This is a genomic window from Photobacterium atrarenae, from assembly GCF_024380015.1.
GTDB classification, from domain to species: domain Bacteria; phylum Pseudomonadota; class Gammaproteobacteria; order Enterobacterales; family Vibrionaceae; genus Photobacterium; species Photobacterium atrarenae.
In genome coordinates this window covers 2942476-2956770 of record NZ_CP101508.1, presented here as the reverse complement: position 1 = coordinate 2956770, position 14295 = coordinate 2942476, and the positions used below count along the sequence as shown (strand labels likewise).

Here is a 14295-nt window from a genome sequence, read left to right as displayed (position 1 = left end):
TGTCTCACAATTGCCCGAGTGGTGAAATTGGTATACACGACGGATTCAAAATCCGTTTCCTTCGGGAGTGACGGTTCAAGTCCGTCCTCGGGCACCATCTCTGATATGACAAAGCCTCGACTTCGGTCGGGGCTTTGTTGTTTCTGTCGCCGCTAACTTGCAGGCCACATACCTGTTCAAGCTTGGCCTTATCTTCGCAAAAACTCCCAATGCAGCTGTTGGGAGTATTGTCATGAAAGCTACGCGTTATGCTAATGCCCGCCCTGCATGTGGCTATGGTTGATGAAAAATCAGACCATTGGCTCCATCTGACAGGTATTTGGTGTTGATCCGGCTGAAGCCGCACCTGAGAGCGGGTTACCTCTAGTAGAGCTCGTATACACCTTTGCCAATCGCGGCAAAGACACGTCCATCCTGGCTATCGACAATGCGTTCGACCACCAGAACTTTTTGGCACCCCGCGGCATCCGGGTCAAATTCACAGGCATCCGTTTTGATTTGCTTCATCAAGGAGTTGGTGTGATCCGTCATGGTCCATGCGGTGCCGTTGGTTGATTTCGCGATGCCATAGTCATGGGAGCCGACGATAATGCCGTCGGTATAGGCGACGGAGACCAGATTATGGTCGATGATGTTGGAGTTATAGGGGGTAAATTGGACAACCTCCCCTGAGTCAGGTTGATAACGGGTTAATCCGTTGATGTTGTTAGCAATATAAATCTCACCATCCGTGCCCTCAGCAAAAGCCATGATCCCACCGGCTGGCATTGTGCTATTGCCCTCTGTCATTGGGTGCCAGATGCCCTGGTGTAAATACGTTAGCCCACCTTCTGCCATTGAGCCGGCCCAAACCCGTTGTAGACTGTCCACAAACAGCGATTTGATATCGGTGTTCTCCTTCAGGCCATGCTGAGTGACTTTGGTAAAACTGTTATTGCGGTAGGTATAGAGGCCATTGCTGGTCCCGATATACAAAGTGTCGCCCTGTGAGGTGAGGCTGAAAACGGCACTGCACTCATCCTGATTTTGCTGTTGGCAGGCAAAGGTGTTATCCAGCACTTCTATCGTTTGGGTATCAAGTTGATAGCGTGTCAGCAACTGCCCCCCTAGCCAGTCCTGTTTGCGTCCGCCAAAATAAATAGAATCACCGAACCGGTGCATGTCATAAATTGGTTTGGGGAGCTCCGTGCCAGCAATTGCCAGGGTGTGGACCGTGTCATCCTGAGTATTGATGGTATGGACTTCGATCGGGCGCATGTAATCACCGGTCGCTACGTAGAGCGTGTCTTGGTCGATGCTGATATCTGAAATTTTATGGTCGAACTCATGGATTGGTCGCAGCCCTTTTTCAAATTGCCCCTTGATGGTCCGCGTTTCCGAACCGTCGGCTAGTGATGCGGTGAAGGTGTACTGGTAAACCCCGTAATCCAGGCTGGTGGCATTATAGGTGGAGCCGAGGTTGAAGGTATGCTCGGAGGTTGCCTCATTTGCACTGCTGTTGAAGATCTCGTGGCCGCGGGAGTCGCGAACCACCAAGCTCGCATTGACCGTCTTAGTAAAGTTAAATGCGAGTTGATCCTGAATATAGCGACCTGGTTTGCGGACCGAGAATGAAGGTGTGGTGGTGAGCTGGATGGCTTGTTCCTGCTGGTGTTGATCTTGATTCTCTCGGGGCGTTTCTGTGGGTTGTCCGGTTTTTTCTGCGGGGGAGAGCGTGGTCGATGTCTCGTCGTCACAGCCAGTGAGGATTAGTACAAGGGCGAAGGCGATGCTTTTTTTCATGGTTTTATTGACCTGATTGCTTATAAGGCTGACGATCTTACATGAAAGTGATTTTTATTATCATTTAAGTTGAGTGATCTTGCTAGCAAATACGCAACAAGTTGTACTTTAGGGTGGAGGTAGGTTTTCACATGGTGAGGCTTTCGAAAGACACAAAGGAAGCCAGGGCGGCTTCCTTCTATATTATTTCGACTGCTTACCACAGGATGTCATTGTGTCCGGTTAGAACATCGCTGGTAGCTTGGTAAACAATGTCGGCTCTGCTTCTGGCGTCCAGCCGGTCTGGGAAATATGCGCAGATTCGACACTGTAGCGTTCACCCTTATAGGTGACGACATCGCCAATTTCATAGCTGACATTGGTACGCCAGACAATGGCCGGCATGCTGTTTACCCACAGGCTTGAGGCTGATGACGGTGCCCAGTCGGCCTGCGCGGTGTGCGCGGTGACGGCTTTATACAGGATGTCATCGTGGAGGACATAATCACCTTCTGCATAGGCAGTTCCGACAGCCCATTGTGGCGAATAGTTGTCAATGGTGTCGAAGACGTAACCCGCTTCTTTTGCAATTTGAATAAACTTAGCCAGCTTCGGCAGGTTCTTCGTCGCGCCCATGCCCCGTTTGCCGTCCTCGAACAGGAAATCGTGTGTCAGGACGATCACCTTGTCTGCATGCAGCGAAGTGCCGCAAGGGAAAGTCTGAGTTTTCGAGTTCACCGGCTCGATGGTGGTTGGTGCGCAGGCATTGATGGCGGCATCCACATAGCCGAGGAAAGCATCGGCTTCGGTCAAGCTGTTAGCCGGCATTGGGATCCCCCAGTTTTCCGGTGCCCAGTCGACATCCCAGCCATGGATCTGGTAATTCTTGTTGGCCAGGATATCGGCGACCTGAATTGAGGCTTTGACGCTGTCAGAAGGATTCTCCGGATCACAGACATAGCCCGGCTCCCAAGGCTTCAGATCATCAGAGGTTGCGCACAAGCCATCTCCTTTGAAGTTCTTCGCGACCCGCCAGCCATTCGTATAGGGCAAACGGGCCAGGCTCTCGCCCTTGTAATTCGGGTAAGAGTGGACATTCGGAATGTAGGACTCGATGACGGTCAGGTTTTTATCGAACATGGAGGCGTCATACACCGGATCCTGGTATGAGTCGATTTGGTGGTTGCCGGTCGCGTTACAGGCCGCTGCTGTATTGTCGCCGTTTTCACCGAGGCAGTTATGCACCATATGATCATAGCTGTGGTTGGCGACGACATGGCCGGTGTCCAGCAGGTATTGCAAGGCTTCTACCGCTTGGTCTTCATTCTCATCGCCAATACCGTCCAGATGCCAGGCATTAATATAGAATGTTCCCTTTACCCCGGCATCATTCATGACCTTCACCATCGGAATCGTCGCATTGACCGGGCCATCGTCAAAGGTCAGATAGATGGTTCCTTTCGGGGCAGCCTGAGCTGACATGGCAGCGGCAAGCAGAGTACCGGAGCACAAAACAGAAAGTAAATTTTTCTTCATTGCTGTATTCCTATATTCCTATTTGGATGGAGGGTTCAATACTTTGGTGCGGTGACGGCATACATGTCGATGTTAATGCCCACGATTGCTTACTATTAGCTCAGGAAGGGATTGTTAAAATCTATAACGGTATAATTGATATGCGCGTTATCAAGCAATGTATTTGAGTAGGTATTTTCATTTTTCAAATTGTTTGGATTTGCTTCTCAAGTTTTTATCTTCGCCTGTTTTTTTCTTGCGAATCTTATTTAACCTGCCCGGATTTGTTTCCTTTGTGACTGCCTGGTGAATATTAATTCTTTTATGATTTGAGAACTCCTTCACGTTAATGCAACCGGTTGCGCTTTTTACTTCTATATAATTTGGTTACAATTTTCACGTCGCTAAAAAAGCGGAATAATTAAAAGGTGGAGAGTGGGATGAAAAAGATTCTTTTGTGCTGCAGTGCCGGTATGTCGACAAGTATGCTGGTGCAAAAAATGGTGAAAGCTGCTGAGGAGCGGGGGATGGACTGCAAGATTGAAGCCCACCCGGTTAGTGCTTTTGAAGAGTATATTCAGGAGTATGACGTGTGCCTGTTGGGGCCTCAGGTCCGATTCCAGCTGGAAGAGCTGCGTAAAACAGCAAGTCAGTATGGGAAGCAGATTGATGCTATTTCACCGATGGCTTACGGCATGATGAAAGGAGAAGAGGTGCTCGACCAAGCCCTGTCACTCATGCCCAAGTAACCCATTAATTGAGCCGAATTATATTCGGCTCAATTTAAGTTAAGGACAGATTTATTTTAACTCTGCATTTATCAATGCGGGGCGGGGTTATTTATCTTTAAATCAAAGGATTAATGATTATGAAGCTTTACGATAAGTTAATGAATGTCGTAGAAAACAAAATCGCTCCTGTGGCAGCGAAGGTCGGCGCGCAGATACATGTGCGAGCCATGCGTGATGGGTTTATTACTGCAATGCCATTTATCATTGTTGGTAGTTTCATCCTGATTTTTGCCTTCCCACCGTTTGCGGAAGATACAACGAATGCTTTTGGCCGTGCCTGGCTGGATTTTGCGACAGAAAACTTTGATGCCATCATGATGCCGTACAATATGTCGATGGGCATTATGACGATATTTGTGTCCCTCGGGGTGGCGTATAGTTTGGCGCGCGCCTATATGATGGACGGTATTACCTGTGCCTGTTTGTCGCTGATGAGTTTCCTCCTGATTTGTGCGCCGGTTACGGATGGTGCCTTACCAGCGAACCACATGGGTGGAACCGGGATCTTTACTGCGGTATTGAGTGCTTTCTTTGCTGTTGAGCTGGTTCGCTTCCTGCAAAAACACAATATCACGATCAAGATGCCAGAGCAGGTACCACCAGCGATTGCGCGTTGTTTCGAGATGTTGATCCCGGTCTTGATTGTCTTCATGACGCTGTACCCGCTCAGTCTGTTCGTGCAGAGCCAGTTCGATATGCTGATACCGGATGCAGTGATGCAGATGTTTAAACCTCTGGTAAGTGCCTCAAATACATTGCCTGCCATCATTGGCGCATTGTTGCTGTCACAGCTCCTGTGGTTTGCAGGGATTCACGGTGCTGCAATCGTTGTGGGTCTGCTGTCACCAATCTTTCTGACTAACATTGGTGCCAACACCGCGGCGTTTGTTGCCGGTGAGCCGATTCCAAATATCTTTACGCAGCCATTCTGGGATTTTTACATCTTCATTGGTGGTTCGGGTGCAACCTTAGCACTGGCGATTCTGATGGTATTCAGCCGCTCCGTTCACCTGCGTAGCCTGGGTCGTATGAGTGCGGTACCTGGTTTCTTCCAGATTAACGAGCCCATCATTTTTGGTGCGCCAATCGTCATGAACCCAATGCTATTTGTTCCGTTTGTCTTTGCCCCGATTGTGAATGCTGTGATTGCTTTCACTGCGGTGAAGATGGGCTTTGTCGGGATGGGCGTTGCAACAACGCCATGGACAACGCCTGCGATTATCGGCGCCTCGTGGGGAACCGGCTGGACATTTGCCCCTGTGCTACTGGTTGTCGGCCTGCTCATTATTGACCTGCTGATTTACCTGCCATTCTTCAAAATGTTCGAAAAGCAATTGCTTGAAGATGAGAAGAAAGTCTCAGCAGATCAAGAGAAACAAGATGTCGTGGAAGGTACCCCGGCAACCGCATAATTGAGCGTTTGGGCTACGGAAACATCCGTAGCCCCCATTTATCGACCTGAGGAAAGAATGATGGATCAAGAAGCAGTTGTGATGGAAATTATCGTCAATGCCGGTGAAGCGCGCAGCCTGTGCTATGAAGCGTTGGGCAAGGCGAAAAAGCAAGAGCTGGACCAGGCACGTGATTTACTGAAACAGGCCAAAGGGTGCCTCAACAAAGCACACCTGACCCAAACCCAGCTCATTGAAGCGGATCAGGGCGAAGGGAAAGTCCCCATGACATTGGTGATGGTGCATGCACAAGATCACCTGATGACGACCATCCTGGCCCATGAGCTGGTGACCGAGATGGTTGGCATGTACGAAAACCTGGCGAAATAATAGGGGCAGATAATGACTAAATCTCCGCTGAAACTCGCCATTATCGGAGGTGGCAGTAGCTATACCCCTGAGTTGGTTGAAGGCGTTTTAAAACGGCTCGATCGGATCCCGGTGAAAGAGATGCATTTCGTTGATGTGGAAGCGGGGAAAGAGAAGCTGGCCGTGATTGAAGCGCTCACCCGGCGTATGGTGGACAAAGCAGGGGCGGATATGACCGTGACAGCGTCCATGGATCGCCGGGCTGCGATCCAGGGGGCAGATTTCGTGATGACGCAATTTCGCGTCGGCGGGCTCCAGGCCCGAGCCAACGATGAGCGGATCCCGTTGAAATATGATGTGATTGGTCAGGAAACCACAGGGCCGGGCGGATTTGCCAAGGCGCTGCGGACGATCCCGGTGATCCTGGATATCTGTCAAGATATTGAGGAATTGGCCCCCAACGCCTGGATGCTGAACTTTACCAACCCGGCCGGCTTGGTGACGGAGGCGGTGCAGAAGTATACCCGGGTGAAGACCATCGGGCTGTGTAATGTGCCGGTTTCGATGAAAATGATGATAGCCGAGATGATGGACTGCCAGCCGCAGGAACTGACGCTGGAATGTGCCGGGTTGAACCATCTGGTGTGGGCACACCGGGCCTGGCTGCGAGGTCAGGATATTACCGCAGACGTGTTGAAGAAAGTCGGGGACGGTGCCAGCTACAGCATGAAAAATATCAGTGAAGAGCCCTGGGATCCGGATTTTCTCAATGCGTTGGGGGCGATTCCTTGTCCATACCATCGCTACTTCTATCAGACTGAAGCGATGTTGGCAGAGGAGAAAGCCACGGCGCTGAAGGAAGGCACCCGGGCGGAGCAGGTGATGAAGACGGAGCGGGAGCTGTTTGAGCTATACAGCAGTGAAGCGTTAGCAGAGAAACCCGAGCAGCTCGAGAAACGAGGTGGCGCCTATTATTCGGATGCTTCATTGAACTTGGTGGATGCGATTTATAATGATCAGAAGTCCCTCCATGTCGTCAACGTGCGCAATGACGGGACCATTCCGTCGCTCCCGGATGATGTGGTGATCGAGTGTAGTGCGGTGGTCGGCAGCTGGGGCGCTCGACCGATTGTTGTGGGCCGGTTAGGGCCGCAGGTTTTAGGCTTGATCAGTCAGGTGAAAGCCTATGAGCAGCTGACGGTGGAAGCGGCAGTTCATGGTGATTATGACAAAGGATTGATGGCGCTGGCGAGTAACCCGCTGGTCCCGGATATCGACAAGGCGAAGTTGATCTTAGATGAGATCCTCAAAACCAATCATGATTATTTGCCACAGTTCCGCCATTAAGCGGGCGGATGAGCGGCCCATTGCCTGTGCATGGGTTGTTTAGTTATCTGGAACAGTTATGTATGTCATTTTTAATGCAGATGATTTTGGGCTGACCCCCGGCGTTAACCTGGGTATTGTTGAGGCTTGCAGAAAGGGAGTCGTTCGCTCGACCACCCTGATGGTCGGGATGCCGGCAGAGCAACAGGCCATAGCTCTGGCCCACCAGGAACCCCGGCTGAAAGTGGGACTTCACCTGCGCTTTACGTTAGGGAAGCCGCTCACCGCGGCGCCTTCATTGGTTGGGGATGATGGCTTGTTTTTTCGTGGTGAACGGTTTTGGGCGCAGCGTGGATTTTCCAGGCAACAGGTGGCTGATGAAGTGATTGCACAGCTGGAGGCCTTTATGGCCAGTGGTTTGCAACTGAGCCATGTTGACAGCCACCACCATGCGCATTCACATCCGGAAATTTTGCCGGTTGTGGCAGAGATCGTGCGTGATTATCGCGTACCACTTCGCGCGAGTGGTCACCAGGATGGGGTTAGTCCAGCTTGTCGCTACATGTTTGAACACCACTTTTACGGTTCGGATCTCAATGTTGATGGCTTGGTTGAGTTGATTCAGCGTCACCGAGGTCAGTGTGATGTGCTGGAGGTGATGACGCACCCAGCCTATGTTGATCAGGCGCTGCTGGATATCAGTTCTTATCATGTCGAGCGGGCAAATGAGTTGGCGATCCTGACCGCCCCTGAGCTGATCGAAGCGTTGGCGGCATTGGACATTCAGATCACTGACTTTTCGGTCCTCGCTGAAAAATATCACCGTTGAGCCATGGTTGTGAGCCCTCGGCGAAAGCGGAATATCCACCATGGATATTCAGAGTCAATAGCGGCTGCCAGTGCCTATCCCCCTGTCACTAGGCGAGAATCTGGCAGCCTGCTATTCTTCGTTCCTCATTGATGACGCTGTCGATATTTTGTTGGGGGAGTCAGCGCTATAATTCCCTGAGCGCATATTGTCAGCGTTGGTAGACCAAGGTAGCCCTTTCTATGGCAAGTATTCAAGATGTCGCATCTCTGGCAGGGGTGCACCGTTCCACCGTATCACGGATCATCAATGGCGAAGGCAAGTTTCGCGCGGATACCAAACGCAAAGTTGAGATGGCCATGGCAGAGCTCAATTATCGCCCCAGTGCGATTGCCCGCTCTTTGGCGACCGCTTCTTCGAACATGGCCGGCCTGCTGGTCACGTATTATACCGGTGGTTTTTTCGGTGAAATGATGGAGCAGGTCCAGGCCGAGCTTGATAACCACAATAAGTTTCTGATCACCGCGCAGGGCCACTTGTCTGCGGAAGGAGAGCGGGAGGCGATCCGGCGTTTTCATCATTTGCGCTGTGAAGGGTATGTATTGAATAGCCGTTACCTGCCGGATGATGAATTGCACCTTCTGGCACAGGAGCCGACACCATTTGTTTTGCTGGATCGGCAGGTTGCCGGGCTGGAGTCGCGCTGTATCACTTTTAATCACAGGCTGGCCGCGAAGCAGGCGGTCAGTTATCTCATTGCGCAGGGCCATCGTAAGATTGCCTGTATCTCTGGCTCTTTGAGTCGCGCCAGTAGTTTTCAGCGCTATCAAGGCTATGTTGAGGCTTTGCAGGAAGCCGGTATCACCCAGGCGGACGGATGGGCTGAAGAGGGCAACTATAGTCGTGAGAGTGGTTATCGGGCTGCGCAGTCGATTTATCAGGCGTGTCCCGACATCACGGCGCTGTTTTCCTGTAGTGAAGAGATGACTCTGGGGGCCTTACTATTTTTTCATCAGCATAATGTCGCCATTCCTCAGCAACTGTCTTTGATCAGCTTTGATAGTGTGGGCCTGTGTGCCAGCCTGTATCCGCCGGTTTCAGAAGTTCATTTTCCGATCCGTGACATGGCGCAGGCGGCAGTGCAGCTGCTGGTGAGCCAAATTCACGGGCAGCCGGTAGAGATGCGTTGTCATTTTCAGCCGGAGCTGCGATTGCGTGACAGTGTGCGTCCGTTGCCGGCCGTGGACGGTTTATAATCAATCAGTCTGAATTTGGCTGAGAAGCGTTTGTATCTCAAGCGGAGCTGCGTATAATACCTCGCATTGCCCGAGTGGTGAAATTGGTAGACACGACGGATTCAAAATCCGTTTCCTTCGGGAGTGGCGGTTCAAGTCCGCCCTCGGGCACCATGATTCAAACAACAAAGCCTCAGCGAAAGCTGGGGCTTTGTTGTATCCGGGCCTTGCTCGCTTTATTTGTCTTTTTCTGCTTTTAGCTTTGCCGTTATTGACGACCTCAATTGTAATTAAGTAGGTTATGGGAAGAGTCGTGCAATCGATACCTGCCAAACGGGTCTCATTATTTACCGACAACAAGTCACTCAACGCAGAATAACGATAAAGGAGCTGGGGTTCTATGCGCGCAGCTAAATCAGAGTATCTACTGGCGGCACTGAGAAACATCATCAAAACCAAGGGGCTGACCTATAAAGAGCTGGCCGAGCGGTTAGGCGTTCCCCTGTCGACCTTTAAGCGTCATTTGTATAGCCCGAATATTACTCTGGAGAAGCTGCTGGACTATTGCCAGGAGGTGGAAACCAGCCTGGAAGAATTGCAAAAACTGGCGATCAAGCTTCAGCATGATAACGACAGTTTTTTCAGCCATACCCAGGATGAGATTTTCTACCAATTCCCCCAGCTGTATGACTTTTATCGCGAATTACGCCACCTGCGTCAGCAAGATAGTTATACGTATATGCGCAAGAAATATGGTCTGAATAAGTCCTCAACGTATGCCTACCTGCGTGCTCTGGAGATGCTGGGGTTGGTGAAACTGGCTGAAGATAATAAGATCCAGTTGGTTGGCCCTTTTTATTATCGCTTTTCCGAAAACTCCAAGTTGAGTCACAAATACAAAACGATCCTCAAAGCGCAGGCGCTGGATAACCCGGATTGTGTCCGGGTGGGGTTCTCCCGGATGTACCTCAAAGAAGGGCAGCTTGAAGAACTCAATAAACTGCTGGCGAAAGAGATCCTCAAATATCACAGTGAAAATATGCAGGACAATGAGACCGAGAAGGATTTATTGCGCAATGTCCTGCTGTTCGTGACCCAGCATCAACCGCTGGTATTCTCTGAAGGCATTGGTGCATTGCCGCATTCATTCTTGCAGGATGTCAAAACAGCCATTGCCCGCTGTGAAACATCGGGGGCATGAGCCCCCGTGTGGCTGTCCGTTTGACCCTGCATTATCTCAGGCGGGTGATGCCAGATGACAGGCCACCTGGTGACGTACGCCGTGTTCAGGGGCTAACGGTTCAGTGATGCCCAACTCCGTCAGTGCCGGATAACTTTGTGAGCACAACGCTGTTGCTTGCGGGCAGCGGGAAGCGAAGTGGCAACCCGGTGGTGGGTTCATCGGCGACGGCACATCGCCCTGCAGCAGCAACTGCTTCCCTCGTTGGCGTGGATCCGGGATTGGGATTGCGGCGATCAGCGCCTGGGTATAGGGATGTCGCGGGTGGCGGAACAGCGTCTCGGTATCACTGATTTCGACGATGCGTCCCAGGTACATCACGGCGATCTGATCGGAGATATGTCGCACCACCGAGAGGTCGTGAGCAATGAAGATCAGTGCCAGGTTCATTTGCTTTTGCAGCTCGAGCAGCAGATTGATGATTTGCGACTGGACCGATACATCGAGTGCTGATACCGCTTCGTCGCAGACAATCAGCTTCGGATTCAGAGCGATGGCCCGGGCGATGCCGATCCGCTGGCGCTGGCCGCCGGAAAATTCATGCGGATATCGGCTGGCCGCAGAAGCCGGCAGCCCGACCTTTTGCAGTAATTCCTGAACCCAGACTTCCCGCTCATCCGGCAGGCCGATACCGTGGATCTCGAAAGGCTCTGCGAGGATTGTCCCGATGGTGTGACGGCTGTTGAGGCTCTCCATCGGATCCTGAAAGATAATTTGCATCTCTTTGCGTAGGGAAACCATTTCCGAGGCGCTCAGGTCGGTGATATCCCGCCCGTTATAGATGATCTGCCCGGCCGTGGGCTCGTGAAGTTTGAGCAGGGTTCGCCCGACCGAACTTTTTCCGCAGCCGGACTCACCGACCAGCCCCAGGGTTTCGCCGGCGTTGACTTCAAAAGACACGCCATCGACGGCATAGACGGATTTGGCTTTCCGAAACAGTGAGCCGCGGACCGGATAGTGCTGTTTCAAATCAACTAATTTCAGGATCGTTTCAGCCATGGTTCACCTCGTTGATCATCAGGCAGCTCACATCGTGCCCCGGGGAGACGGTCTGCGGCTGCGGGACGGTTTCGCCGCACCGCGCGCTCTGGTCATGGCAGCGGTTGCGGAACCGGCAGCCGGAAGGCATTTCCCGGAGTGAAGGGACCGAGCCGGGGATGGTTTCCAGCTTGGTTTTCGGTTGACCATCAAGGCGGGGAATGGAGCGCAGCAGCCCCTGGGTATAGGGATGTTGCGGGGATTCAAACAGGGTAAATACATCGGCGCGTTCGACCACCCGCCCCGCATACATCACGACAACGTCATCACACATCTCGGCAACCACGCCCAAATCGTGGGTGATAAAGATGATGGCCATATTGTTCTCGGCCTGGATGGTGCGCATCAACGCCAGGATCTGGGCTTGAACCGTCACATCAAGCGCGGTAGTCGGCTCATCGGCAATCAGGATGTCCGGTTTGCAGGCGAGGGCCATCGCAATCATCACCCGCTGGCGCATCCCGCCGGAAAGCTCATGCGGATAAACATGAAAACGCTGCTCGGCGGCAGGGATGCCGACTTGCTGCAGCATTGCCAGGGCCGCTTGTTTGCGCTCGGTTTTGGACAGCTCCGGTTGGTGCAGCTCGTAGACTTCACAGAGCTGGCGGCCGATGGTGTGGACCGGGTTCAGGGCGGTCATCGGATCCTGGAAAATCATCGAGATCTTGGCGCCGCGGGTCTGATAGAGTTCGGTCGGGACCATCTTAACCAGATCGATGCCCTGGTAAATGATGGTACCGCCGGTCACTTTGCCGTAAGGGCGGGGAAGCAGCCCCATGATGGATGCCGCGGTGACACTTTTGCCGCAGCCGGATTCACCGACCACCCCGATGGTTTTGCCTTGGGCGACCGTGAATGAGACGCCGTCGAGTACTTTGATATCCCCTTCGTCTGTGGTGAAGGTAGTTTCTAAATCTTTGATGGTCAGGATATTGCTTTCTGTATCACGCATGATGAGTGCTTCCTTTATCCCTGGGTAAATCGTCTGTCGATGGTCGTCACGGGCTCAAAGGCGTGCTCATCGTCCAGCGCTTGCTTAGTCGCTCTTTTCTCGTCCAGATCGATCCAGAACAGGCCGAGCTCGATCCGGTTGGCATCGAGGATATCGCGGGATAATTCGGTGCCCAGGCCTTGCGGCAGCTTCACATAACGCCAGTGGGCACCGCGGGAAAACGGTACGGCATAGGTCGGGATCACGCAGTCGCACTCGGCAATTTTCTGCAGGATCTGGCGCGAGAGCCCGGCTTTACGGCGGACATCGAATTCAGTGTCGAATGCTTCAATCAGCCGGTCCATGGCCGGATCGGCGTAGTTGGTGAAGTTGTTGGTCTGCGGTTTGGCATTGGCGGAGTGAAAGAACTGCCAATAGACCGGCAGAGGCCCCGTTCCCATCCCCAGAAATGCTGCCTGATGTTTTTTCTCTAGCAGGGATTTGAACCCGGTGGCACCGTCCACCAGTTTGAGTTCAATCTCCAGTCCGGCTTTTTTGGCTTCCTCTTTCAGCACCACCACCCGTGCCGTATGCATTTTGGTGCGATAGGTCAGGGTGATGCTCAGGCGCTCTCCTTGATCGTTGATGCGGATGCCGTCGCTGTCCAGGTGCTTGAACCCGGCTTGCCGGAAATACTCGGCAGCCTGGGCCGGATCAAAGGCTTTCGCCTGGATCTCCGGGTTATCGTAGTCACCATAACCGGAGCCGAAGCTTTGCTGGTGGACATAATCCCCGCGCAGCGCAACCGCAATCATTTTCGGGACATTCAGCGCATGGGCGATACCGTGGCGGATGGCGTCACTGGCCATCAGCGGCGCCTGCAGATTCAGCCACACGCCGGCCGCGCCTTGCGGCGACTTGTTATAAAGCCAGGATTTGTGAATGTAACCCTGATCATACAGTGGCCCTTTGGCTTTGTTATGCCACAGCGACGGAAAGATCATGTTGTAAGCGTCCAGTTTACCGCGCTCAAAGTATTTCAGCGCAATGTCGGTATCGCGGATCACCTTGAGAATAATTTTGTCGACGTTGTAGCGGTACTGGTAATACCGGTTGGCATAGCCCCACCAATTGTCGACTTTTTCCAGATGAATCGCCCGGCCTTTGCGGATTTTGCTCACGTAATACGGCCCGGTCACAGGCTCGGCTTTCCAGTTATAACGGCGGACGAAATCTTTCGGCAGCTGTCCGCCCGGATAGAAGTGCGCCGGTCTGGGCATGATGTTCAAGCGCATGAGCAATTCATCGTCCGCCAGGGGATCGGCAGAGTGGAGAGCAAAGGTGTACGGGTCGTAGACAGTGATCCCCGCCACTTTGTTGGTGAAGTGCTCCTTGTACCACGGCGCCTTGGCATGTTCGCTTCTCATGTAGTCGAACACAAAGGCAAAATCCCGGCTGGTGATGGGCTCGCCGTCGCTCCAGCGGGCATGCTCATCAAGCCGGAAATAAAGGGTTTGGTGATCGTCACCAAAGGCCCATTGTTTGGCAATTGCCGGCAGAAACGCCCGGGTATTGGGTTGTTGCTGCAGTAGCGCCGGGTTGCCATCGAGCAGGAAGGGGCGAAAGCTGCCGTTGGCGTCGGGGCCGATGGTTCGAAGGGTGAGCGGAAAGCTTGAAATGTGCAGCCGGTAAGTGCCGCCCGGCTTGGCCCGGCTGTCGGCAAACAGCGGCTGATCCGAGTTGGATATCCACTTGAGCCCCGACGGGAGCTCTGTGGCCAGCGCACCGCTCTGAAACAGCACCATCAGGACAGTGAGCAGCAAGGCCATCAATAATTGTTTCATGGTGACTCCATCGATGCCTGCCAGGGCCGTGCCTTGCGACCCTTGG

At 52.7% G+C, this 14295-nt stretch carries 12 protein-coding genes and 2 tRNA genes; 9 read left to right on the top strand and 5 right to left on the bottom strand.

Annotation, left to right across the window (positions count from 1 at the left end):
- Nucleotides 1-12 precede the first annotated feature (12 nt).
- A tRNA-Leu gene (locus NNL38_RS13725) sits at nucleotides 13-97 on the top strand.
- 266 nt (nucleotides 98-363) lie between these two features.
- On the opposite strand, the gene NNL38_RS13720 is transcribed toward NNL38_RS13725, so the two are convergent.
- Both NNL38_RS13720 and NNL38_RS13715 read right to left on the bottom strand, forming a co-directional pair.
- Nucleotides 364-1782: a hypothetical protein gene (locus NNL38_RS13720; protein ID WP_255388579.1), complete on the bottom strand. Its 1419-nt coding sequence runs from the start codon at nucleotides 1780-1782 to the stop codon at nucleotides 364-366.
- A 222-nt stretch (nucleotides 1783-2004) separates the two neighbouring features.
- Nucleotides 2005-3297, bottom strand: coding sequence for a polysaccharide deacetylase family protein (locus NNL38_RS13715; RefSeq protein ID WP_255388578.1), 1293 nt, complete (start codon nucleotides 3295-3297; stop codon nucleotides 2005-2007).
- A 419-nt stretch (nucleotides 3298-3716) separates the two neighbouring features.
- On the opposite strand from NNL38_RS13715, the gene NNL38_RS13710 reads away from it, so the two are divergent.
- The 8 genes from NNL38_RS13710 to NNL38_RS13675 all read left to right on the top strand — a co-directional run bounded on the left by NNL38_RS13710 (nucleotide 3717) and on the right by NNL38_RS13675 (nucleotide 10397).
- Nucleotides 3717-4025 (top strand): PTS sugar transporter subunit IIB, encoded by a 309-nt coding sequence (locus tag NNL38_RS13710; protein ID WP_255388577.1) that lies wholly within the window; start codon nucleotides 3717-3719, stop codon nucleotides 4023-4025.
- 119 nt (nucleotides 4026-4144) lie between these two features.
- Nucleotides 4145-5479 (top strand): PTS sugar transporter subunit IIC, encoded by a 1335-nt coding sequence (locus tag NNL38_RS13705; RefSeq protein ID WP_255388576.1) that lies wholly within the window; start codon nucleotides 4145-4147, stop codon nucleotides 5477-5479.
- A 60-nt stretch (nucleotides 5480-5539) separates the two neighbouring features.
- A complete protein-coding gene (locus tag NNL38_RS13700; RefSeq protein ID WP_255390653.1) occupies nucleotides 5540-5848 on the top strand; it encodes a PTS lactose/cellobiose transporter subunit IIA in 309 nt (102 codons plus the stop codon).
- A 12-nt stretch (nucleotides 5849-5860) separates the two neighbouring features.
- The gene (locus NNL38_RS13695) at nucleotides 5861-7174 is read left to right on the top strand and encodes a 6-phospho-beta-glucosidase (protein ID WP_255388575.1); all 1314 of its coding nucleotides are present in this window, start codon (nucleotides 5861-5863) and stop codon (nucleotides 7172-7174) included.
- A gap of 58 nt (nucleotides 7175-7232) precedes the next feature.
- Nucleotides 7233-7982 (top strand): chitin disaccharide deacetylase, encoded by a 750-nt coding sequence (gene chbG, locus NNL38_RS13690; protein WP_255388574.1) that lies wholly within the window; start codon nucleotides 7233-7235, stop codon nucleotides 7980-7982.
- 221 nt (nucleotides 7983-8203) lie between these two features.
- Nucleotides 8204-9217 (top strand): LacI family DNA-binding transcriptional regulator, encoded by a 1014-nt coding sequence (locus NNL38_RS13685; protein ID WP_255388573.1) that lies wholly within the window; start codon nucleotides 8204-8206, stop codon nucleotides 9215-9217.
- Between the two features lie 68 nt (nucleotides 9218-9285).
- A tRNA-Leu gene (locus NNL38_RS13680) sits at nucleotides 9286-9370 on the top strand.
- Between the two features lie 226 nt (nucleotides 9371-9596).
- Nucleotides 9597-10397: a helix-turn-helix domain-containing protein gene (locus NNL38_RS13675; protein WP_255388572.1), complete on the top strand. Its 801-nt coding sequence runs from the start codon at nucleotides 9597-9599 to the stop codon at nucleotides 10395-10397.
- A 36-nt stretch (nucleotides 10398-10433) separates the two neighbouring features.
- Here NNL38_RS13675 and NNL38_RS13670 read toward each other — a convergent pair whose 3' ends face one another.
- Genes NNL38_RS13670 through NNL38_RS13660 form a run of 3 tightly spaced genes read right to left on the bottom strand, consistent with a single transcriptional unit; the run spans nucleotide 10434 to nucleotide 14249 of the window.
- Nucleotides 10434-11435 (bottom strand): ABC transporter ATP-binding protein, encoded by a 1002-nt coding sequence (locus tag NNL38_RS13670; RefSeq protein ID WP_255388571.1) that lies wholly within the window; start codon nucleotides 11433-11435, stop codon nucleotides 10434-10436.
- On the bottom strand, nucleotides 11428-12426 hold the full coding sequence (locus tag NNL38_RS13665) for an ABC transporter ATP-binding protein (protein WP_255388570.1): 999 nt from the start codon (nucleotides 12424-12426) through the stop codon (nucleotides 11428-11430). The genes NNL38_RS13670 and NNL38_RS13665 overlap by 8 nt, the downstream gene beginning before the upstream one ends.
- A gap of 14 nt (nucleotides 12427-12440) precedes the next feature.
- Nucleotides 12441-14249 carry an extracellular solute-binding protein gene (locus NNL38_RS13660; RefSeq protein WP_255388569.1) on the bottom strand — a complete coding sequence of 603 codons (1809 nt, stop codon included), beginning with the start codon at nucleotides 14247-14249 and terminating at the stop codon, nucleotides 12441-12443.
- Nucleotides 14250-14295: the final 46 nt, after the last annotated feature.

What these genes read in the sequence shown, in the direction of transcription:
- NNL38_RS13700 (WP_255390653.1), top strand. Translation starts at nt 5,540, where the DNA reads ATGGATCAAGAAGCAGTTGTGATGGAAATTATCGTCAATGCCGGTGAA.
- NNL38_RS13695 (WP_255388575.1), top strand. Translation starts at nt 5,861, where the DNA reads ATGACTAAATCTCCGCTGAAACTCGCCATTATCGGAGGTGGCAGTAGC.
- NNL38_RS13660 (WP_255388569.1), bottom strand. Translation starts at nt 14,249, where the DNA reads ATGAAACAATTATTGATGGCCTTGCTGCTCACTGTCCTGATGGTGCTG.
- NNL38_RS13665 (WP_255388570.1), bottom strand. Translation starts at nt 12,426, where the DNA reads ATGCGTGATACAGAAAGCAATATCCTGACCATCAAAGATTTAGAAACT.
- NNL38_RS13720 (WP_255388579.1), bottom strand. Translation starts at nt 1,782, where the DNA reads ATGAAAAAAAGCATCGCCTTCGCCCTTGTACTAATCCTCACTGGCTGT.
- NNL38_RS13685 (WP_255388573.1), top strand. Translation starts at nt 8,204, where the DNA reads ATGGCAAGTATTCAAGATGTCGCATCTCTGGCAGGGGTGCACCGTTCC.
- NNL38_RS13670 (WP_255388571.1), bottom strand. Translation starts at nt 11,435, where the DNA reads ATGGCTGAAACGATCCTGAAATTAGTTGATTTGAAACAGCACTATCCG.
- chbG (WP_255388574.1), top strand. Translation starts at nt 7,233, where the DNA reads ATGTATGTCATTTTTAATGCAGATGATTTTGGGCTGACCCCCGGCGTT.
- NNL38_RS13675 (WP_255388572.1), top strand. Translation starts at nt 9,597, where the DNA reads ATGCGCGCAGCTAAATCAGAGTATCTACTGGCGGCACTGAGAAACATC.
- NNL38_RS13715 (WP_255388578.1), bottom strand. Translation starts at nt 3,297, where the DNA reads ATGAAGAAAAATTTACTTTCTGTTTTGTGCTCCGGTACTCTGCTTGCC.
- NNL38_RS13705 (WP_255388576.1), top strand. Translation starts at nt 4,145, where the DNA reads ATGAAGCTTTACGATAAGTTAATGAATGTCGTAGAAAACAAAATCGCT.
- NNL38_RS13710 (WP_255388577.1), top strand. Translation starts at nt 3,717, where the DNA reads ATGAAAAAGATTCTTTTGTGCTGCAGTGCCGGTATGTCGACAAGTATG.